Source organism: Paenibacillus sp. FSL H8-0280, from assembly GCF_045040665.1.
Classification (GTDB): Bacteria; Bacillota; Bacilli; order Paenibacillales; family Paenibacillaceae; genus Paenibacillus; species Paenibacillus xylanexedens_A.
The window spans coordinates 805344-827400 of the sequence record NZ_CP150296.1; the positions used below are offsets into that span (position 1 = coordinate 805344).

Sequence of the window (22057 nt, forward strand, 5' to 3'; positions counted from 1 at the left end):
AACAAAACTCTGAAATGTAAGCTAAGCTATGCGTTTGGTGGCGATGGCGGAGGGGTTCCACACGTACCCATCCCGAACACGACCGTTAAGCCCTCTAGCGCCGATGGTACTTGGACCGCAGGGTCCTGGGAGAGTAGGACGCCGCCAAGCGATAGGAAGACACACTTGATGATATATCGAGTGTGTCTTTTTTATTTTAATCCTAAATGCTTATATAAACCTTAACAGCCTTGGTTATTTACCAGGGCTGTTTTTTATTTCAATATTTATGAAAATGTTAAATAACTTTAAAAGAATCATTTCTCTATCGTCCATTTAATTAATCGGCATCTGTCTATACTTTCATTTGTTTGCAAGCCTCTCCAAGGATTGTAAGGGAGTTCTGCAATGCATGCTGGGTTTCCGAATCAATAATGACTCCTTGTTTGTTCATTTTCAATGTAATATGAGGAATAGTTAAGCAGCCCTCTTGTAAGACTTGTGCATTAATCATGTTTAGTGTAAGCAATAAGGAAGCATGGGCTTTGTCACCTCCCATAGGGCTTGGGGAAGCAGCAATGACAATGGTGGGTTTATTGAGCCATTCTCCAGAAGATACAACCCAATCTAGTGCGTTTTTTAAGACCCCAGGAACGCCATTTCCATACTCTGGCGTGCAGATAAGGACACCGTCCGAATGCTTAAGTTGGGCTCTCAAGTTCTGTACGGACACTGGACCCTCTTCGACATCGATGTCGGGGTTAAAATGCGGTAGATCATTTAATCCATCATATACTTCAAACTTAAGGTTAGTGTGAGCCAGCTTAATCATGGCGTGCATTAGTAACGTATTGGAGGACTGATTGCGCAGACTTCCGGAAATGGCAAGGATATTTAATTCTTTTTTCATGGGTATAGATCATCTCTATTCTTTAGTAATGTATGGCAATCTGTTTATTTTCCTCCTGTTAAAATGAGCTGTCTATAGAAAACGCATATAATTAAGGCATTCTTCATGTTAGTCAGGGAATATCCACAATTCTTCATCAAAGATGCATGCCATCGTTTGTATTACTCTGGGTAATAGAATAAATAGATCATTTAATATAAACAACTGACGAAAGAATCATCATAAATATTTTATAAAATTAGTACCAAGTACTAAGACTTAGTGCTATAATAGTAAAAAACAAGTGAGGTGACTACCGGTATGAATCATCAATCAAAGGCAACCATCACGGCAATGGGGACGTATGTACCGGATCGAATATTAACGAATGCTGATCTGGAGAAATTGGTCGAGACAAGTGACGAATGGATTGTACAGCGTACTGGTATGAGAGAACGGCGAATTGCAGCTGAAGATCAATTTGTATCTGACCTCGCTACGAAGGCTGTAGAAGATATGATACGTCGTTATGATGTAAGTGTAGAAGATGTGGATATGATCTTGGTGGCTACAAGTACACCTGAATATGCTTTCCCAAGTACCGCATCCAGAGTACAGGCTAATCTTAAGATTCCACACACGGGTGTACTTGATTTAAATGCGGCATGCGCTGGTTTTACCTACGGACTACAGCTAGCCGACAGTTTGGTGACTAGTGGAATGTACCGCAAAGTACTGGTTATTGGAGCAGAGACATTATCCAAAATTACGGATTACACAGACCGCACGACTTGTGTACTGTTTGGTGATGGAGCGGGGGCCTTCTTGGTGGAGAGATCATCGGGTGCTGAAGGTGACTTTATGGCAGCCATATCAGGTACACATGGAGAAGGCGGTGTACATCTCTATAAGAGTGGTCTGTCTTCGGAGATGAATGGTGTGCCTTTACAGGGCGAAGGTTGTTTAGTTCAGAATGGGCGAGAGATTTATAAGTGGGCTGTACGGACGATTCCAGAGCAATTGGGTAAACTTATAACGAAAGCTGAATTAAGCCCTGACCAGATTGACTGGTTTGTCCCGCATAGTGCCAACATGAGAATGATTGAAGCTGTTTGCGAACGTGGTCCGGTTCCTTTGGAACGTACTTTAACCAGTGTCGAGTATCGTGGGAACACATCTGCTGCTTCCATTCCGCTTGCGCTACAGCTTGCAGTGGATGAAGGGAAATTGAAAGAAGGACAGAGCGTAGCTCTATTTGGCTTTGGCGGTGGTCTGACGTACGCAGGTCTGGTGCTGAAATGGGGCGTGCCGGACAACGTTCAGGAGTAACATCCGACGGTATGCAACACAAAAATAAATAGAGAACATAAAAGAGACCACCCAAACTTCATGCAGTCATGAAGAAGGTGGTCTCTTTAGTGGGTTAACTGGTTTCAAAAAAAGTGATATGATTGCATCTATTTTTTGTGTTAACCGGAATTGCTTAATCCCGTAAATATTTTACGGCGTAAGCTTAGGCGCTTGGCGGTGATGAGTTCCTTGTTCGTAGCTGTAAGCGAGCTTGATCAAGGTACCTTCATCAAAAGCACGACCCAGGAACTCCATACCTACTGGCAGACCTTCTGTTGTGAAACCGGCAGGTACAGTGATTGCCGGGAAGCCGGAGAATGGACTCAGACGGTTGTTACCACCGGAGTTTTGTCCTTCGCCAATAACACCAGCGGCTTGTGTGGATGTAGGATAGATGATGGCATCCAAGTTATTATCTGCCATAACTTTCAGCAAGGACTCACGTGTAACTTGGGTACGTTTCAGGACGATGTCCTTATATTCGGTAGTCTCCAGGGTTTGGCGTGCATCCCGAGTCTTCATGGATTGTTCTTGGGACTTATCAAACTCTCCGGAAGCGATGATCTCGGACAGACTGTGATATGGAGCATCTGCACCCAATGACTCCAGATAGTCATTCAACTGGAACTTGAATTCATATCCACTAAGGCTTGGGTACTTATTGATCTCAGTTAAGTTCGGTATGGAAATGGGAACTGCAGTAGCGCCCAGTGTCTTCAGTTCTTCCACAGCTGTGTTGATCACGTCAGCAACGGCTTTTTCTTCAGCTTTGGTACTTGGGATGAGTTCTGCAGCCACACCGATGCGTGCACCTTTCAGTCCGTTTACATCCAAGAAGTCTGTGTAGCTGGAAGGGATTTTTCCAACCGCGTAAGCTGTAGCGACATCTTTTTTATCATAGCCGGCTGTAGCATCGAGCATGATTGCAGCGTCACTAACGGTACGGGCCATAGGTCCACCAACATCCTGTGTCAAAGCCAATGGGATAATACCTTCACGGCTTGACAGTCCGATGGTTGGACGGATACCCACGAGGCTGTTGAAGCTGGACGGGATTCGGATCGAACCGCCAGTGTCTGTACCCATACCGGCTGCGGCAAAGTTAGATGCAATGGCTGCACCTGTTCCACCGCTTGAGCCACCTGGATAATGGTCCAAGGCGTATGGGTTCAATGTTTGTCCGCCCAATGAGCTGGATGTTGTGATGCCAAATGCGAATTCATGCAGGTTTGTTTTGCCCAAAATAATGGCGCCAGCTGCTTTGAGTTTCTTCACTTGTTCAGCATCGTGAGCAGGGACCGAATCTTTCAGACAGATACAGCCTGCGGTTGTCGGCATGTCATTGGTATCGAAATTGTCTTTCACCAGAATCGGAACGCCATGCAGAGGCCCGCGAGCACCTTGAGCTGCACGTTCTTCATCCAATTGCTCCGCAATTTGGAGCGCATCCGGGTTCAGGGTTAATACGGCGTTGATGCTTACACCTTGATCATCGTATTTTTCAATGCGGTCCAGATATTTCTGAACTAGCTCTTTTGATGTCAGTTTTCCTTGCGTCATTGCGGCCTGGAGATCCATGATGGTTGCTTCTTCCAGGACAAACGGTTTTATGTAGTTATAAATGCGGTCTTTCAGTATGGAGAGGTCATTCTCGGTAAGTACAGCGTTTGGAAGGAAGAGTGATTCCGTATAACCTTTCATCAATCCCGCAGTGTTCAATGCACCAACAGCACCTGCGAAAGTGGCTTCATCCGGGACATCCTTGAATGATTCGGTTGTCGAATCCAGCTTGAGCCATTGTTGCAAGGCGACCGCAGCATCTTTACGTTGTACGGTTTTGCCGGAGAGCTTGTCCATGGTAAAAGGAACACCTGCAAGTGTAGCTGCTTCTTCCATGGCCTGAACAAATGCTGCCGGAGTAGCTGGCGCTTTTCCTTTGGATACAGCTGCTACTGTTGTTTTACTCGTAGGCGTTGCCGTTGCAGCTGATGCCGAAGGTAACGTTCCTCCCCATGTTGTGGCAACAACAGCTCCCGCCAGTAACAAAGCCCCACTTTTTTTCAATACAGATCCATGATAAGTCATGCATCCACGCTCCCTTCCTGTGTCTCATTGATGTGTGTAGCAGCGATTCTGTTTCTATGCTTTTGACACATTGTATAGTCATGTCAGGTAATATTACAAGGTTTATATTTATCCAAAAAAACGTATACATCAATACTTTACAGTGTTAATACTTATTCATGCTTCTGTTTACATGTACTCAGAAAAACTATTACAAATTTTAATGTTAGGAAATATAACACGTAATCGATGTGTTGATTAAACATGAGGTTACAGGATGCGAGTAGATTAGGAAGTAGAGATGACAGAGCATACCTTTAGTGTGAAATGATATAATGAAAAGATAGGAATAGAAGAGACATAAGGTATTACAGAGAGGAAGAGATATGAAGTGAAGACATTGGTACTGGCAGAAAAACCGTCTGTGGCACGCGAAATAGCCAGAGTTATGGGTGCGCGTGATAAACATAAAAGTTATATGGAAGGCCCGAAATATATCGTTACCTGGGCACTTGGACATCTGGTTGGATTAGCTGAACCCGAGGATTACGATAAAAAGTATGCAACATGGAATCTGGAGGACCTGCCCATTCTGCCAGAGCGTACGAAACTGAAGGTACTTAAAGAGACCAACCATCAATATAAAGCAGTACAGCAGCTGATGAAACGTCAGGATGTGGGTGAGTTGGTCATTGCGACGGATGCGGCTCGTGAGGGAGAATTGCTGGCCCGTTGGATCATGCAGATGGCGGGGTGGAAAAAACCTTTTAAACGCCTGTGGATTTCATCCCAGACAGATAAGGCGATCAAAGACGGATTTGCTTCGCTGAAACCAGGCAGTCAGTTCGACCGTCTTTATGAATCTGCACGTTGCCGTGCGGAAGCCGACTGGATGATTGGACTTAACGTGACCCGTGCACTAACCGTTCGTTTTAATGCGCAGTTGTCTGCTGGACGGGTCCAAACGCCGACCTTGGGCATGATTATGGATAGAGAAAATGAAATTAATGGTTTCCGCTCGCAGGAGTATGAGACGTTAACGGCAGATTTGGGTGGTTTTCAGGCTGTGTGGCGGGCAGCTGGGGGAGATTCACGAATTTTCGACCCTCAAGAAACGCAAGAATTGAAGAAACGGGTAGATGGGCGCAAGGGTACGGTTGCCCAAGTGAAGAAAAGCGAGAAAGTAGAGCCACATCCCCTGGCATATGACTTGACGGAACTGCAACGGGATGCCAACCGAAAATATGGTTTCTCTGCAAAGCAAACATCAAATGTCCTGCAACGTCTGTATGAACAACACAAACTCGTGACGTACCCACGTACAGACAGTCGGTATCTGACTTCGGACATGACAGCTACATTGAAAGAACGTTTGGACAGTGTAGCCATTGGACCTTATGCGTCTTTGGCACGTCCTTTGCTGCGCAAAAATCTGAATATCACCAAACGTATTGTGGATGACAGTAAAGTTACGGATCACCATGCGATTATCCCAACGGAGCAAACAGTGCTTCTGAATCAACTGAATCCGGAGGAACGCAAATTGTACGATCTGATCGTACGTCGTTTTATCAGCCTGTTCTATCCGGCAGCGAAGTACGATTCGGTTGCGATCACGGTTCAAGTGGGGAATGACTCCTTCCATGTCAAAGGAACAACAGCGAAAGAAAGTGGATGGCGTGAAGTATACGGCGGTGATTACAGCGATGATGACGATGACCGTGCTGATGATGCAACAGACCATGAGCGTGCGCTTCTGCCAGATGTGCCGCAAGGGCAGTCCGTGACGGTTCAGCGTTGCCATATTAAAAGTGGACGGACGATGCCGCCCAAACGGTATACCGAAGCTGCTTTGCTTTCCCAGATGGAAAAGCATGGACTCGGGACTCCGGCTACGCGGGCGGATATTATCGAGAAGCTGGTCAGTTCCGATACAATAGATCGTCAAGGCAACAGCATGCACCCGACTGGCAAAGGAAAACAGTTGATTGAACTGGCTGCTCCGCAGCTTCGTACACCGGATCTGACTGCTCGCTGGGAAGCTGAACTGGAACGCATCGCTCGTGGGCAAGGGAAACCGGGGCCGTTTCTGGATAGTATCCGATCCATGGCGAAAGAGCTGGTGTCTACGGTAAAAGGCAGCAAAGCAGAGTACAAGCCGCATAATGTGTCTAATAGCCATTGCCCGGACTGTAACGCACGGTTGTTGGAGAAGAAAGGTAAGCGCGGCAAGTTTCTTGTATGTCCTACCGAGGACTGTGGATATCGTCGTTCAGCAGAGAAAAGATTGTCCAATCGTCGTTGTGCGCAGTGCCACAAAAAGATGGAAATCAAAGAAGGCAAGGCGGGGTTATATGTACAATGTCTACCTTGTGGTATTACAGAAACGTTGGATAAGGACAAACAGCATGTGAACAAACGCGATCAGCAAAAGCTGGTGAAACAGTATGCGAAGCAGGAGTCCATCGGTTCCAATCTGGGTGAACTGCTGAAGGCGGCTATGGAGAAAAAGGGAGAGTAACACGCTTGAGGGTAGTCGAGGTAGTACCTCGTGCGGTACGCGCCATGCGAATGATGTACTCATTTACTCCACAGGGACTGATTATAACTTTTCTCTACTCATCTATGTGCAGTCGTATAAGATCCTCCGTTTTCAGGCAACGTAAGCCAAGGAGGTGATACCTACATGCCGCACAACAAACCAGAGAAAATCCATAATCAGCAAAACAAAGACAGTATTCGGGAAGAGAGTATCGCTGTGCGCCCGGACAAAGCAGCCAAAAGAGCACCAAGCCTGAACGGTATTCCAAAGCAGGAGTCCTAGGTTAGAGCGAGGTTAGCGTTATTACACAAAATTGCGGTTCCCTATCCGGTGCGTTGAACATGTCTCTAATGAGGATTATAATGGAGGCAGGGAGATGTCCCAGGACAGGGGGATCGCTAGAATTATATGCAAACCGGACTTATATTGTGGTTTTTATTTATTAATGTAGTTGGTTATCTGGTGATGTCGGATGATAAGAGGCGTGCACAGCAAAGGCGTGATCGTACACCCGAACGGACGTTATTCTTATTAGCATTTATAGGCGGTGCTTTGGGAGTCTGGATCGCGATGTATAGGAAAAGGCATAAGACTAAACATCCCAGCTTCACCATTGGCATTCCATTGTTGTTGTTCCTGAATGCGGTAATCTATGGTTACTTTATTCAATGAACAGATGGAACACATGCGTAACCATTCCTTCTATGTTTTTAATTGTAGGATTGGAGATATCGAACTGGACTTACGCTGAAGTGAAGGTGTATCGTTAATTTGTCTGATATGTAAATTCATTCGTATAAATGGTTCATTGTGGCTGCGGAACGTTTAAGGAGTTATATGGTTCTGTTAGTTTATTACATGTCAGACCGAAGCTTGCTTCGCGTGCTCTACATATAAAGGAAGGGATGGGATTCACATGTTATTTTCCAAAATATTAGTGGCTTATGATGGTTCCAAAGCTTCAAATAAAGCACTTGATCGTGCGATTGAGCTAGCTAAAGTGTCCCCAAATGCAGTACTGGATGTCATTCATGCTTTTGATTTCCCGCGTGTATTCATCGGTGAGGGGTTGGCTCCACTGCCACCTTCACTTAATAATGACTACTACAATCTGGCGGTACAGACGACAGATGAAGCAAAAGAGCGAATTCAGGCTGCTGGTGTAACGGCCAATGTGGATCTGATTCAAGGAGCGGCAGCGGAAGTGCTGCTTGATTTTGCCAAAGAAAATGATTCAGATATCATTATTATTGGTAGCCGCGGACTGGGTGGTATTCGGGAATTTGTCCTGGGTAGTGTTAGTCACAATGTGGTGCAGCATGCTCAGGTTCCAGTACTGATCGTAAAATAATGGATGAAGTGTGTACGCACTGAAAAGCAGGAAGCCGGTTGTCTTCGAGAGATTGAAGAGGAGCCGGCTTTCTTTTATGGGATGAAATGGATGGCTAACCGAATTTAATGAAGCAATTCCCGAACATTATATTTGTCAATATGTTAAATGTTCGTCTTTAAGTTGACATTAGCTGTAGGGGATTGTTAGAATGTTAGATGTGTCGATCAGGTAAGAATAAGGTCGAGTAGGAACGAAATATGTAATAAGAGATTACCAAAATGAACGAAAATAGTTTGATAGATATTTGCTCGTATAACGCCGGGAATAGGGCCCGGAAGTATCTACCCGGGAACCGTAAATTTCCGGACTACGAGGAGATACGGCTGAGAGTCGCATGCAACCAGATGCGGACAGCAAGCCCCCTTTTGGCATGCCCAAATGAGGGATACGTATTTCTTGGAGTCCGGTGTCCGGAGAAAATGTGATGTTTTCGCGGGTAGCGGATTTTTTCATTTCACACGTAAAATGAATTCCTTATTACCAAGTGTAATCAAAAAAGCTCAGACGGGAGTTGGATGTATTCATGTCACTGCAAGTCGCTGTAATCATGGGCAGTAAGTCGGATTGGGAAACGATGAAACATGCGTGCGAGGTTCTGGATGAACTGGAGATTGGGTATGAGAAAAAGGTGGTCTCCGCCCATCGTACACCGGATTTGATGTTTGAATACGCAGAGCAAGCAATTGATCGGGGATTCAAGGTGATCATTGCAGGCGCAGGCGGGGCAGCACATCTGCCCGGTATGGTTGCTTCCAAAACGGTGCTTCCGGTCATTGGCGTTCCAGTTCAGTCCAAAGCATTGAACGGTCTCGATTCCTTGTTGTCCATTGTTCAGATGCCTGGTGGTATTCCCGTCGCAACTGTGGCGATTGGCAAGGCAGGGGCAACCAATGCAGGATTGCTGGCAGCTCAAATGATCGGTGCTTTTGACCCGGATGTCCAACGTCGCTCTGAAGCTCGCCGAGAGCGCATCAAACAAGAAGTACTCGAAAGCAGTGAAGAACTATGAGTAGTACAGGGAACCAATCCGGTATAGCAGGAGAACTGAAAAAAGTCCTGCTGCCCGGGAAAACAACCATCGGCATTCTTGGAGGCGGACAGCTCGGACGTATGATGACGCTCGCAGGAACGGCAATGGGGTATCGATTCGTTACTCTTGATCCCGCTGCGGATGCACCTTGTGGTCAAGTTGCTTGTCAGATTGAAGCTGGTTATGACGATGCCAAAGCTGCACTTGAACTGGCTCGGCAATGCGATGTCATTACGTATGAGTTTGAAAATGTAGATGCAGAAGTCGCTGGGCTGCTCGAGCGTGAGTCTTACGTTCCACAAGGAAGTGCGTTACTGTACACCACACAACATCGGTTGCGTGAAAAACGTGCGATCGAAGCTGCTGGAGTAAGAGTCGCGCCTTATCGTGAAATCACAAGTGTGGATACGATGCTTGCTGCTGTAAGCGAACTTGGAGTGCCGTGTGTACTGAAGACGGTGACTGGAGGTTACGATGGCAAAGGCCAGCGTGTAATTCGGGAAGCGAATGAGGCTGTGGCTGCGTACGAAGAACTTGCAGCTACAGGTGCGGAACTGGTGCTGGAACAATTCATCAAGTTTGAATGCGAGATATCGGTTGTTGTAGCGCGTAGTACAAATGGGGAGATTAAAACGTTCCCGCCAGCGGAGAACATTCATGTAAATAACATTTTGCATGCTTCAATTGTACCGGCTAGAGTTGCCGCAGACATCCAGATTGAAGCGCAAAAGCTGGCAGCAGCGGTGGCAGAATCGATGAAGGCTGTTGGGTTGCTGGCTGTGGAACTGTTTGTAGCGGCGGATGGAAGACTGTACGTCAACGAACTGGCACCAAGACCACATAATTCTGGTCACTATACGATGGAAGCTTGTGCGACTTCTCAGTTCGAACAACATATCCGTGCGATCTGCGGATTACCACTTGGGGACACTTCGTTATTGAGTCCGGTTGTTATGGTCAATGTGCTTGGAGAGCATCTGGAAGGTATTATCGCTAGAACAGGGCAACCTGATGCAGAAGCGATAGAGCTCGGTGTGATTCCCAAGCTTCATATATATGGTAAAACCGAGGCAAAAACAGGACGTAAGATGGGGCATGTGAATCTGCTTTGTCAGGATGTTGAAGAAGGATTGCAATGGATTGAACAAACTAATCTCTGGAGGAATACAAATTCATGATTGAACGTTATAGCAGACCTGAAATGAGAGCCATCTGGACCGAAGAAAACAAATTCCAATCGTGGCTGGAAGTTGAAATTTGTGCATGTGAGGCGTGGGCCGAACTGGGTGTAATCCCTAAGGAAGAAGCAGCATTGCTTCGTCAGAATGCATCTTTTGACATCGACCGCATCTATGAAATTGAACAGGAAACACGTCATGACGTTATCGCATTTACACGTACGGTATCTGAAAGTCTGGGTGCGGAGCGGAAATGGGTGCACTACGGACTGACTTCTACAGATGTCGTGGATACGGCTCTGGGATATGTACTGCGTCAAGCGAATGAGATTCTGGAAAAAGATATCGTGAATTTCATTGAAATTCTTCGCGAAAAAGCACTGGCTTATCAGCACACACCAATGATGGGACGTACGCACGGCGTGCATGCGGAGCCAACAACATTTGGTCTGAAAATGGCGTTGTGGCATGAAGAGATGAAACGGAACCTGGAGCGTTTCCGTCATGCAGCAGACAATGTACAATACGGCAAAATCTCAGGCGCAGTAGGAACATACGCCAACATTGATCCGTTTGTTGAAGAGTTTGTCTGCGAGAAGCTGGGCACGAAGCCAGCGCCAATCTCAACTCAAACATTACAACGTGATCGTCACGCGGAATATATGGCTACACTGGCGTTGATCGCAACGTCTCTGGACAAGTTTGCTACAGAGGTACGTGCACTGCAGAAGAGTGAATTCCGTGAAGTGGAAGAAGCTTTTGCTAAAGGTCAAAAAGGATCTTCCGCGATGCCGCACAAGCGTAACCCGATCGGTAGTGAAAACATCTCCGGCCTGTCCCGCGTCATTCGAGGACATATGGTATCCGCATACGAGAACGTAACACTTTGGCATGAACGTGACATCTCACATTCTTCCGTAGAACGTATCATTCTGCCAGATGCAACGATGCTGCTGAACTACATGCTGAACCGTTTTGGCAACATCGTGAAGAACCTGACGGTATTCCCTGAGAACATGAAACGCAACATGGAGCGCACCTACGGGGTACCATTCTCCGGTCGTATCATGACAAAGCTGATCGACAAAGGCTTCAGCCGCGAGCAAGCGTACGATACCGTTCAACCACGTGCGATGCAAGCATGGGAAGAGCAACGTCAGTTCCAGGATATCGTGAAATCCACACCGGAAATCACGGAAGTACTGAACGAAGAGGAAATCGCAGATGCATTCAACCCGTCATGGCACCTGAAGCACGTAGACACGATCTTCAAAAAGCTCGGCTTGAACGACTAATATATTAAGGTTTTGAATTATTCTACTCCCTAAAAGTATAGGTTGATTATGTGTTCACGCTGGAACGGAGAAGGCAGAAAAAACCTGAAGAAGCAAAGCGCTCGCCTTTATCACCGGATTTTCCCCTTGAGAAAGGGGATCAGAAAAATCTGGGGATAACAGCGATCGGAAGGTTGTTCTGCATTCGTAGTGGCCCCGCGTGAAGAGGGGAATTGGACGTATACTTTACATCTCCTGAAAGAAGGTGAGCCCATGGCACTGTCCACTGCGGCAGATCTCGTTAAAGCACCTCTGTTATATAAAGGAAAAGTACGTGAATTGTACGACCTGGGTGAACATTTTCTAATCGTGGTAACTGACCGAATCTCTGCATTTGATTACGTGCTGGATCCGGCAGTTCCCGAGAAAGGAAACGTACTGAATAAACTCAGCAGCTTCTGGTTTGAACTGACAGGTGACATGATGGAGAATCACGTCGTTCATACCGATGTGAATCAACTGGGTGATCTCATCACAGACCCTGAATTGCTCAAAGACCGCATCATGGTAACCCGCAAAGCAGAACGCATTGATATTGAATGTGTCGTGCGTGGATACATCACGGGTGGTGGATGGAGACAATATGAGACAAGCGGTGAAGTGAATGGCATTAAACTGCCTGATGGACTTCGCAAAAACGCCAAGCTCGAAGTTCCCATTTTCACCCCGGCAGCCAAAAACGATGTTGGTCACGATGAAGACATCCCGATGGATCGCATGAAAGAACTGGTGGGAGACGCACTTGCAGTTGAGCTTCAGGAAAAAAGCTTGCGCCTGTACGAATTCGCCCGTGATTACTGTGATCAGCGTGGCATCATTCTGGCAGACTGCAAATTCGAGTTCGGTATCGTGGATGGCAAGGTCATCCTGATTGACGAAATCTTCACCCCAGATGCTTCGCGCTTCTGGGCCAAAGAGAATTATGAACTCGACATCGAGATCGACAGCATGGATAAAGAGCCAGTGCGCACCTATCTCGCCGGAACCGATTGGAACAAGAACAGTAAACCCGATCCACTCCCACATGAGGTAGTTGAGGCAACAACCGCAAGATACGTCGATATTTATAACCGTTTAACGAAATAATAAAGTTTAACGTTTGAGTGAGCTGCGGGAAAGTTTGGCTTTCGATCGCTGTTGCCCCCGGATTGTTTTGATTGGAATCCTTTTTTCAAAAGGAAACATTCCGGTTGCAAAGGCGAGCACTTCGTTTCTCTAGCTCAAATCTTTCCCTCCGCCAGTGACAAACTGGTGGGTGAGGCAATTAAGAGCGGTGGCTTCCCACAGGTAGGGGAAGCCTGAAAAATTAAGAGAATTAAATTTACTAATTATTAAAGTAACTTAAAGACCATTCACCATTCACTGTTTTGAAGGAATGGTCAGTCTAGACCATTACACACCGTGCAACGTAAAAGGTTTAGGCCTTTAAAAAACGTCGCATGGACTAGCGGAGGGGCGGAATTGTTCTTAAAGGAGCGATAGCGTTCGCCTTTGTCCCCGGGTTTTGACCGCAGAGCGGGCCAAAACAATCAAAAAACCTGGGGACAACAAGCGACCGGAAAGAACAATCCGCCCCGGAGCAAGCACCAATGCCCCACCTTTTAACAGCGTAAAGCATTTATCCCGTTCATTACTGAGGAGGAACATAAGGATCATGATCAAAGCAACCGTATATGTCACTATTAAGCAAAGCGTACTCGACCCGCAAGGCGTAGCTGTTCAAGGAGCCCTGCATTCAATGGGATTCAACGAAGTGGAAAGTGTACGGATCGGTAAAGTCATGGAACTGAACCTGGATACAACAGATCGTGCGGAAGCGGAGAAACGACTGAAAGTCATGTGTGAAAAGCTGCTGGCCAACACCGTTGTTGAAGATTACCGCTACGAATTGGAGGGTTAATCTCATGAAATTTGCAGTTCTTGTGTTCCCTGGCTCCAACTGCGACATCGACTGTTACAAGGCAGTGGAAGATGCGATTGGACAAGAGGTTGATTATGTATGGCACACGGCTACAGATCTTTCGGCTTATGATTGTATTTTAGTTCCGGGTGGTTTCTCTTATGGTGACTACTTGCGTTGCGGAGCGATTTCCCGCTTTGCACCGGTAATGAACGAGGTAGCGAAAGCTGCTGAACAAGGTAAATATATTTTGGGTATTTGCAACGGATTCCAGATCCTGACTGAAGCGGGATTGCTTCCAGGTGCATTGATCCGTAACACTTCCCTGAAATTCCGTTGTCACGATACGGTATTGAAAGTGGCGAACGCAGATACACCATTTACACGTGACTATGCACCCGGCGAAGAGATTATCATCCCGATTGCTCACGGTGAAGGCAACTATTATTGCGACGAGGAGACGCTGGCGAGTCTGCAAGCGAACAACCAGATCGTATTTACTTATGGCAACAACCCGAACGGTTCCCTGGGTGATATCGCGGGAGTCTGTAACGAGGGTGGAAACGTGGTCGGCATGATGCCACATCCAGAGCGTGCAGTGGACTCACTGCTAGGTTCGGAAGACGGCAAACGTATGTTTACATCTATTTTGAAAGCATGGAGGGATCGGCATGACGCAGCAGCTATCCGCTAAGGAACCGACAGCAGAACAGGTCGCAGAACATAAACTTTACGCACAAATGGGCGTATCTGACAGCGAGTATGCGCTGATCTGTGAGTTCATGGGGCGCAAGCCAAACTACACGGAAATAGGTGTGTTCAGTGTAATGTGGTCCGAGCACTGTGCTTATAAAAACTCCAAGCCATTGCTGCGCCGTTTCCCAACCACTGGACCACGTGTCCTGATGGGACCTGGTGAAGGTGCCGGTATCGTGGATATCGGTGATAATCAGGCCGTTGTATTCAAAATTGAAAGCCATAACCATCCTTCCGCGGTTGAGCCTTATCAAGGTGCGGCAACAGGTGTGGGCGGCATTATCCGTGATATTTTCTCCATGGGTGCAAGACCGGTAGCAATACTGAACTCCCTGCGTTTCGGTAAGCTGGAGAGCGATCGCGTTAAATATTTGTTCGAACATGTGGTAGCGGGTATTGCTGGATACGGTAACTGTATCGGGATTCCTACCGTTGGTGGCGAAGTGATGTTTGATGAGAGCTATGAAGGTAATCCGCTGGTTAACGCGATGTGTGTAGGTCTGATTGATCATGACAAGATCCAGCGCGGTGTAGCTAAAGGTGTAGGTAACCCGGTTTACTATGTGGGCCCGCCAACAGGCCGGGATGGTATTCATGGAGCAACCTTTGCATCGGTTGAACTGACGGAAGAATCCGAGTCCCAACGGACAGCGGTTCAGGTTGGTGATCCATTTATGGAGAAACTGGTAATGGAATCCTGTCTGGAATTGATCGACACGGGCATCGTGCTCGGTATTCAGGATATGGGTGCTGCGGGTCTGACATGTTCGAGTGCAGAGATGGCAAGTAAAGCGGGTAACGGTCTGGAATTGTATCTGGATCAGGTACCACAGCGTGAAGAAGGCATGACGCCTTACGAAATGATGTTGTCCGAGTCCCAAGAACGGATGTTGTTCGTCGTTGAGCCGAAGGATGAGGCGCAGGCGATGGAAATCTTTGAACGTTGGGGCGTTATCTGTGCCAAAGTCGGTAAAGTAACGGATGACGGTCGTCTGAAATTGATCCACCACGGCGAAGTGGTCGGAGATATGCCGGTAACGGCTTTGGTTGACGAATGTCCAGTGTATGACAAACCTTCTTCGGTACCTGCATACTACGAGCAAAGTGCTTCCATCGACACGCTTCGTTACGACGAAGTGTCGGATCTCGGCGGAGCATTGAAACAAGTGCTGGCTTCACCAACAGTAGCAAGTAAAAAATGGATTTATGATCAATACGACTATATGGTGCGTACAAGCACTGCCGTTCGCCCAGGTTCGGATGCTGCCGTAGTTACGATTCGTGGAACACGCAAAGGTCTCGCGATGACAACGGACTGTAATGGACGTTATGTGTACCTTGATCCTGAAGTTGGTGGACGGATTGCCGTAAGTGAAGCAGCGCGTAACATTGTATGTTCCGGTGCAGAGCCGCTGGCAATTACGGACAACTTGAACTTCGGTAACCCGGAGAAGCCGGATATTTTCTGGCAAATGGAGAAAGCGGTAGACGGTATGGCGGAAGCTTGCCGTGTGCTGGATACGCCGGTTATCGGTGGTAACGTAAGTCTGTATAACGAAAACGCCAAAGGCTCTATCTATCCAACGCCAGTTGTCGGTATGGTAGGTCTCGTTCATGATACGGATCATATCACGACACAAGCATTCAAGTCCGAAGGTGATGTTATCATCCTCCTCGGTGAAACAAAAGCTGAACTGGGTGGTAGCGAGCTGCAATACGCAGTTCATGGTCAGACGGAAGGTCGTCCTCCAGAACTGAACTTGCAAACGGAAAAAGCGTTGCTCAGCACGGTGCTGGAAGCAATCCAATCCGGTCTTGTTCGCTCTGCACATGACTTGTCTGAAGGCGGCTTGGCTGTTGCACTTGCAGAGTCTTGTATCAGCGGTAACGTAGGAGCACAGGTGAATGTGGAGACTGCACTGCGTGCAGATCACGCCCTGTTCAGTGAGAGCCAATCCCGTATCTTGTTGTCGGCTACGCCAGAGCAAGCGGGTAAACTTGAAGCATTTGTACGTGAGCGCGGTGTACCTGTAGCTGTGATTGGACGTGTAGAAGGAAGTAACCTGACGATTGAATTGAACGGAACATCAGCCGTGAGCGAACCTGTAGGAGGTTTGGCTCAGGTCTGGGAGGATGCGATTCCATGTCTCATGAACTGACGACAGGACCGTTGTGGACAGGCGATTATTATAATGAAGGGTCCGGCAAGGAAGGACTCGACAAATTGAAGGAAGAATGCGGCGTGTTTGGGGTGTTCAGACACCCTGACGCGGCTTCGCTCTCCTATTATGGACTGCATGCGCTGCAACATCGGGGCGAAGAAAGTGCAGGCATGTGTGTGAGTGATGGCAGCCAGTTTAACTATCATCGCGGCATGGGTCTGGTGAAAGAAGTGTTCACCAAAGACCTGATGCAGACGTTGACGGGGGATATTTCCATTGGACATGTCCGTTATTCAACGAGTGGTGACAGTAAACTGACAAACGCACAGCCATTGGTATTTAAATACCGTGATGGCGATTTGGCGGTAGCGACCAACGGGAACATTGTGAATGCACCAACGATCCGGCGCGAGCTGGAGCAGAGCGGTTCCATTTTCCAAACAACGAGTGATACTGAGGTCATTGCGCATCTGATTGCACGATCCTCCAAAGGGCTTGTGGAAGCTGCAAAAGAGGCGTTCCAGCGCATTGTGGGTGGTTATGCATTTCTGATCATGACCAACGACAAGCTGCTCGTGGCTTCCGATCCGCACGGACTTCGTCCGCTGACGATGGGTAAGCTGGGAGATGCGTATCTGTTTGCATCTGAGACGTGTGCACTGGAAACAATTGGCGCAGAGTTAATCCGTGACATTGAACCGGGTGAACTACTTGTGTTGGATGCAGATGGTCTGCACGAGGATCGCTTTGATCATCACAAACACCGCAAGGCATTATGCGCGATGGAATATATTTATTTTGCTCGTCCGGATAGTGATATGAATGGTACGAACCAGCATGCGGCCCGTAAACGGATGGGAAGCCGGATGGCCATTGAGTCGTTTGTGGATGCGGACTTGGTTACGGGGGTACCAGATTCCAGCATCTCGGCAGCAATTGGATACGCTGAACAGACAGGTATTCCGTATGAGATGGGTATGATCAAGAACAAATACACCGGACGTACGTTTATCCAGCCAAGCCAGGAATTGCGGGAGCAGGGTGTGAAGATGAAGCTGAGCGCTGTGCGTCGCGTTGTGGAAGGCAAACGTGTGGTCATGATTGACGACTCCATCGTACGGGGAACAACCTCCCGCCGGATCGTGAACATGCTGCGTGATGCAGGAGCTACCGAGGTTCATGTGCGTATTACATCACCACCTTTCAAAAACCCGTGTTTCTACGGTATTGATACGCCTGACAGCCGTGAATTAATTGCTTCACAGTTGTCGGTGGAAGAAATCTGCCGTGAAATTAATGCGGACTCCCTGGAGTTCCTCAGTCCCGATGGACTGATTGCATCGATTCAGGGAGATAATCAGGATGACCCTAAAGGCGGACTATGTCTCGCATGTTTTGATCATGATTACCCAACCCGCCTCGACTTTGGCGGCGAGGAAAAATTCGGCTGTAGCTGTTAGCCCTTAAGCCCAGCCTTGCGGAGCAACAGGGGCCAGGCAGCCAGGCGAAGCAGCTGCCCCCGGGCTTAGCCCGAGCCCTTAAGCCCCGCCTTGCGGAGCAACAGGGGCCAGGGCAGCCAGACGAAGCAGCTGTCCCGGGCAAAGCCGGAGCCCTTAAGCCCCGCTTTGCGGAGCAACAGGGGCCAGACAGCCGAGCGAAGCAGCTGCCCCCGGGCAAAGCCCGAGCCCTTAAGCCCCGCCTTGCGGAGCAATAGGGGCCAGGCAGCCGAGCGAAGCAGCTGCCCAGCGGGCTTGCCCGCAGCGTAGCTGAGCGGGGTTCGCTGACCGATGGCTTGCAGCCAACGGAATCGGCGAACAATCCCGCGAGATCACGCACGAACCAACCATAGCAAGATCACACCAGCCACCTCTGCACCGCTTTTTTGGCGGGTGTCCAGAGGGCCTGCCAAGGTCCTATGGGGTCCTCCCGGGCGGGAGGATTTAGGTGGGGCGAAAAAAAAGGAGATGATTCCACTTGTCTGAAGCATATAAAAAGGCCGGCGTTGATATCGCGGCAGGTAATGAAGCGGTTGAACGGATGAAAAAACACGTGAAGCGTACCTTCCGTCCGGAAGTGATGACAGATCTGGGTGGATTCGGTGCCCTGTTCGGTTTGAACAAAGATAAATACGATGAGCCGGTGCTTGTATCCGGTACAGACGGCGTAGGCACCAAGCTGAAAATTGCATTTGCCATGGACCGTCATGATACTATCGGAATCGACGCGGTAGCGATGTGTGTGAACGACATTGTGGTACAGGGTGCAGAACCACTCTTCTTCCTTGACTATCTGGCATGTGACAAAGTCATTCCTGAGAAGATTGAAGCTATTGTTGCGGGAATTGCTGAAGGCTGTCATCAATCTGGTTGTGCGCTGATCGGTGGCGAGACGGCGGAAATGCCGGGCATGTACAGTGAAGGCGAATATGATATTGCCGGATTCACGGTGGGTATCGTAGACAAAGCGAAGATCATCAACGGTACAACGATTGCCCCTGGTGACACAGTGATTGGACTGGCCTCCAGCGGTGTGCATAGTAACGGATTCTCGCTGGTACGCAGACTTTTGTTGGAAGATGCGGGACTTGATCTGCATGATGAAGTAGCGGAACTGGGCGGTAAGTTGGGTGATTCCCTGCTGGAACCTACAAAGATCTATGTTAAACCTCTGTTGTCCCTGCTGGAAAAGGTGAAAGTAAAAGGCATGGCACACATTACAGGTGGTGGCTTCATTGAGAATATCCCACGTATGTTGCCGAGCAACGTGAATGTGGATATTGACTACGGCTCTTGGCCGATCCTGCCGATCTTCAACCTGTTACAGGAAAAGGGTGCTGTCTCGAACCGTGACATGTTCACCACATTTAACATGGGTGTTGGGCTTGTACTGGTGGTTAATGAAGCAGATGCAACGGAAGCGCTGCAACAACTGAAAGCATCTGGTGAAGAAGCGTACATCATTGGCCGTGTTACTGAAGGAGATGCGCGAGTAACCTTCACGGGAGCGGATGTTTAATGGCGAACTACCGCATAGCTGTATTTGCCTCGGGTGAAGGGACTAACTTTCAGTCATTGGTCGATGCAGTACGGAACGGTGGGCTGAATGCATCCGTAGAACTGCTCGTGTGTGATAAACCTTCTGCACGTGTTGTGCAGCGGGCACAGGATGCAGGCGTGGATTGTCATCTGTTTACTCCGAAAAATTATGCTTCCCGTGAAGCCTATGAGGCAGAGATCGTGGAAGTGCTTGAATCCAAAAAAATCGACTTGGTTGTTCTTGCGGGTTATATGAGATTGCTGACTTCTGTTGTGGTGGATCGTTACGCAGGGCGGTTGATTAACATTCATCCGTCCTTGCTACCGGCATTTGCAGGCAAGGATGCGATTGGACAGGCACTTGAGTATGGTGTGAAAGTGACGGGCGTGACTGTGCATTTTGTGGACGGAGGCATGGATACCGGACCGATTATTGCCCAGCATCCGGTTCCCATTTTGCCGGAGGATACGCCTGAGTCAATCAGCCGTTCCATCCATGCAGCTGAACAGCAGTTATACCCTGAAGTGGTTTCCTGGTTCGCGCAAGGTCTGGTTCAACTAGACGGACGTCATGTTACTGTTAATAAACCGGTTTGATATAAGTTGAAATTTTTTTACACATTAACGGAGAGGACAGAAAAAACCTGAAAAAGCGAAGCGTTCGCCTTTATCACCGGATTTTCCCTTTAAGAAAAGGGAATCAAAAAATCTGGGGATAACAGCGATTAGAAGGTTGTTCTGTCATCGGAGTGTCCCGTGTAAACATCTTAGTTCCACTTATATAACAGAAGTCGAATATTGGTACGCATTTTGTGATATTTCTCGGGAAATAAATCGGCTGTGTTTCGTCAGGAAACGCGAAGCCATGGGACATTAAAGGAGGAGCATATTGTGAGTATCAAAAGAGCGCTGGTCAGCGTATGGGATAAAACAGGCATCGTGGACTTTTGCCGCGAGCTGTCGCAAATGGGTGTGGAGATTATTTCGACAGGAGGTACAAGCAGCCTGTTGTCGAAGGAAGGCGTACCTGTCATCGGAATTTCGGATGTGACCGGATTCCCGGAAATCATGGACGGACGTGTCAAAACATTGCATCCGGCAGTGCATGGTGGGTTGTTGGCTGTTCGTGACAGCGAAGAGCATAAGCGCCAGATGGAAGAGAACGGACTGGATTATATCGACCTCGTTGTCGTAAACCTCTACCCCTTCCAAGATACTATCGCCAAACCGGATGTGACGTACGAAGACGCAATCGAGAACATCGATATCGGTGGTCCAACGATGCTTCGTTCGGCAGCCAAAAATCATGCTTTTGTTAGTGTTGTTGTTGACACAGCAGATTATGGCAAGGTGCTTGAAGAAGTTCGCAGTAATGGCGATACCACCCTCGAAACACGCAAACGGCTTGCGGCAAAAGTGTTCCGCCATACAGCGGCTTACGATGCAGTTATTTCTGACTATCTCTCCAACCTGAACGGTGATCCGTTGCCAGAGCGTCTGACGGTTACTTACGAAAAACTCCAGGATTTGCGTTATGGCGAAAATCCACACCAGCAGGCGGCATTCTATCGCAAACCGCTGGCTGCTCAAGATACGTTGACAACAGCCGAGCAATTGCATGGCAAAGAGTTGTCTTACAATAACATCAACGATGCGAACGCAGCATTGCAGATTGTCAAAGAATTTGAAGAACCGGCGGTTGTTGCGGTTAAACATATGAACCCATGCGGCGTAGGTATTGGCGCAAGTATCTATGAAGCTTACAGCAAGGCATATGCTGCAGATCCAACGTCTATCTTTGGTGGCATTGTGGCAGCAAACCGCATTATCGATAGCGATACAGCAGGCAAATTGAGTGAGATTTTCCTGGAAATCGTACTTGCCCCTGACTTTACACAAGAGGCACTCGATATCCTGACGAAGAAGAAAAACATTCGTTTGCTCAAAACGGGTGAACTGAATGCTGCTCGTAAACGGGAGAGCCAATTCGTGGTAACGTCCATCGACGGTGGTATGATCGTGCAACAGTCCGATGTACACTCCATCGAAGCGAGCGAGTTGAATGTTGTAACCGATCGTGCGCCATCGGAAGAAGAACTGAAACAGCTGTTGTTTGGCTGGAAAGTAGTTAAACACGTGAAATCCAACGCGATTGTACTTGCTGCGAATGACATGACGGTAGGTGTGGGCGCTGGACAAATGAATCGTGTGGGTGCAGCCAAAATTGCGATAGAGCAAGCGGGCGAGCAAGCAAAAGGTGCTATTCTGGCATCTGATGCGTTCTTCCCAATGGGTGATACGCTGGAACTGGCTGCAAAAGCCGGAATTACAGCAGTGATTCAACCGGGTGGTTCGATCAAAGATGAAGAATCCATCAAAGTAGCCAATGAATACGGAATTGCGATGGTCTTCACAGGCGTTCGTCACTTCAAACACTAGAGCGAA

The 22057-nt window shown here is 48.0% G+C and carries 19 protein-coding genes, 1 rRNA gene and 1 riboswitch; of the genes, 17 read left to right on the forward strand and 3 right to left on the reverse strand.

Annotated elements, in window-relative coordinates; all coding sequences use genetic code 11:
* Positions 1-33: 33 nt before the first annotated feature.
* Positions 34-150 (forward strand): 5S ribosomal RNA (gene rrf / locus MHI12_RS03735).
* Positions 151-334: 184 nt separating this feature from the next.
* Here rrf and MHI12_RS03740 read toward each other — a convergent pair.
* Positions 335-889: an NADPH-dependent FMN reductase gene (locus tag MHI12_RS03740; RefSeq protein WP_405171562.1), complete on the reverse strand. Its 555-nt coding sequence runs from the start codon at positions 887-889 to the stop codon at positions 335-337.
* A 300-nt stretch (positions 890-1189) separates the two neighbouring features.
* On the opposite strand from MHI12_RS03740, the gene MHI12_RS03745 reads away from it, so the two are divergent.
* On the forward strand, positions 1190-2197 hold the full coding sequence (locus tag MHI12_RS03745; RefSeq protein WP_405171563.1) for a ketoacyl-ACP synthase III: 1008 nt from the start codon (positions 1190-1192) through the stop codon (positions 2195-2197).
* Positions 2198-2368: 171 nt separating this feature from the next.
* Here MHI12_RS03745 and MHI12_RS03750 read toward each other — a convergent pair whose 3' ends face one another.
* Positions 2369-4303, reverse strand: a complete 1935-nt coding sequence (locus MHI12_RS03750; protein ID WP_405171564.1) for an amidase family protein — start codon at positions 4301-4303, stop codon at positions 2369-2371.
* A 370-nt stretch (positions 4304-4673) separates the two neighbouring features.
* Here MHI12_RS03750 and MHI12_RS03755 point away from each other — a divergent pair, with 370 nt between their 5' ends.
* The 12 genes from MHI12_RS03755 (at position 4674) to purF (ending at position 18037) form a co-directional block, all read left to right on the forward strand.
* Positions 4674-6803, forward strand: a complete 2130-nt coding sequence (locus MHI12_RS03755) for a DNA topoisomerase III (RefSeq protein ID WP_405171565.1) — start codon at positions 4674-4676, stop codon at positions 6801-6803.
* 165 nt (positions 6804-6968) lie between these two features.
* Entirely contained in the window at positions 6969-7106 is a 138-nt protein-coding gene (locus tag MHI12_RS03760; protein ID WP_017690703.1) for a hypothetical protein, read from the forward strand.
* 126 nt (positions 7107-7232) lie between these two features.
* Complete coding sequence (locus MHI12_RS03765; RefSeq protein ID WP_017690702.1) at positions 7233-7496, forward strand: DUF1294 domain-containing protein; 264 nt, start codon at positions 7233-7235, stop codon at positions 7494-7496.
* 244 nt (positions 7497-7740) lie between these two features.
* Positions 7741-8175: a universal stress protein gene (locus MHI12_RS03770; RefSeq protein ID WP_047840488.1), complete on the forward strand. Its 435-nt coding sequence runs from the start codon at positions 7741-7743 to the stop codon at positions 8173-8175.
* A 270-nt stretch (positions 8176-8445) separates the two neighbouring features.
* Positions 8446-8547: riboswitch (purine riboswitch) on the forward strand.
* A gap of 193 nt (positions 8548-8740) precedes the next feature.
* A complete protein-coding gene (gene purE, locus MHI12_RS03775) occupies positions 8741-9226 on the forward strand; it encodes a 5-(carboxyamino)imidazole ribonucleotide mutase (protein WP_405171566.1) in 486 nt (161 codons plus the stop codon).
* The gene (gene purK, locus MHI12_RS03780) at positions 9223-10425 is read left to right on the forward strand and encodes a 5-(carboxyamino)imidazole ribonucleotide synthase (protein WP_405171567.1); all 1203 of its coding nucleotides are present in this window, start codon (positions 9223-9225) and stop codon (positions 10423-10425) included. Before purE ends, purK begins: the two co-directional genes overlap by 4 nt.
* Positions 10422-11720 carry an adenylosuccinate lyase gene (gene purB / locus MHI12_RS03785; protein ID WP_047840491.1) on the forward strand — a complete coding sequence of 433 codons (1299 nt, stop codon included), beginning with the start codon at positions 10422-10424 and terminating at the stop codon, positions 11718-11720. The genes purK and purB overlap by 4 nt, the downstream gene beginning before the upstream one ends.
* A gap of 252 nt (positions 11721-11972) precedes the next feature.
* Positions 11973-12845, forward strand: a complete 873-nt coding sequence (locus MHI12_RS03790) for a phosphoribosylaminoimidazolesuccinocarboxamide synthase (RefSeq protein ID WP_405171568.1) — start codon at positions 11973-11975, stop codon at positions 12843-12845.
* Between the two features lie 568 nt (positions 12846-13413).
* The gene (purS, locus tag MHI12_RS03795) at positions 13414-13659 is read left to right on the forward strand and encodes a phosphoribosylformylglycinamidine synthase subunit PurS (protein WP_017690695.1); all 246 of its coding nucleotides are present in this window, start codon (positions 13414-13416) and stop codon (positions 13657-13659) included.
* 4 nt (positions 13660-13663) lie between these two features.
* Positions 13664-14353 carry a phosphoribosylformylglycinamidine synthase subunit PurQ gene (gene purQ / locus MHI12_RS03800; RefSeq protein WP_062836209.1) on the forward strand — a complete coding sequence of 230 codons (690 nt, stop codon included), beginning with the start codon at positions 13664-13666 and terminating at the stop codon, positions 14351-14353.
* Positions 14331-16574 (forward strand): phosphoribosylformylglycinamidine synthase subunit PurL, encoded by a 2244-nt coding sequence (purL, locus tag MHI12_RS03805; RefSeq protein WP_074093477.1) that lies wholly within the window; start codon positions 14331-14333, stop codon positions 16572-16574. Before purQ ends, purL begins: the two co-directional genes overlap by 23 nt.
* The gene (gene purF, locus MHI12_RS03810; protein ID WP_036606069.1) at positions 16559-18037 is read left to right on the forward strand and encodes an amidophosphoribosyltransferase; all 1479 of its coding nucleotides are present in this window, start codon (positions 16559-16561) and stop codon (positions 18035-18037) included. Before purL ends, purF begins: the two co-directional genes overlap by 16 nt.
* A gap of 228 nt (positions 18038-18265) precedes the next feature.
* On the opposite strand, the gene MHI12_RS03815 is transcribed toward purF, so the two are convergent.
* Positions 18266-18424 carry a hypothetical protein gene (locus MHI12_RS03815; protein ID WP_179086593.1) on the reverse strand — a complete coding sequence of 53 codons (159 nt, stop codon included), beginning with the start codon at positions 18422-18424 and terminating at the stop codon, positions 18266-18268.
* 127 nt (positions 18425-18551) lie between these two features.
* On the opposite strand from MHI12_RS03815, the gene purM reads away from it, so the two are divergent.
* The 3 genes from purM to purH all read left to right on the forward strand — a co-directional run bounded on the left by purM (position 18552) and on the right by purH (position 22051).
* Entirely contained in the window at positions 18552-19592 is a 1041-nt protein-coding gene (gene purM, locus MHI12_RS03820; RefSeq protein ID WP_076329579.1) for a phosphoribosylformylglycinamidine cyclo-ligase, read from the forward strand.
* On the forward strand, positions 19592-20209 hold the full coding sequence (purN, locus tag MHI12_RS03825) for a phosphoribosylglycinamide formyltransferase (RefSeq protein ID WP_405171569.1): 618 nt from the start codon (positions 19592-19594) through the stop codon (positions 20207-20209). Before purM ends, purN begins: the two co-directional genes overlap by 1 nt.
* A 294-nt stretch (positions 20210-20503) precedes the next feature.
* Positions 20504-22051 (forward strand): bifunctional phosphoribosylaminoimidazolecarboxamide formyltransferase/IMP cyclohydrolase, encoded by a 1548-nt coding sequence (purH, locus tag MHI12_RS03830; protein WP_145326175.1) that lies wholly within the window; start codon positions 20504-20506, stop codon positions 22049-22051.
* The last annotated feature ends 6 nt before the right edge of the window (positions 22052-22057 follow it).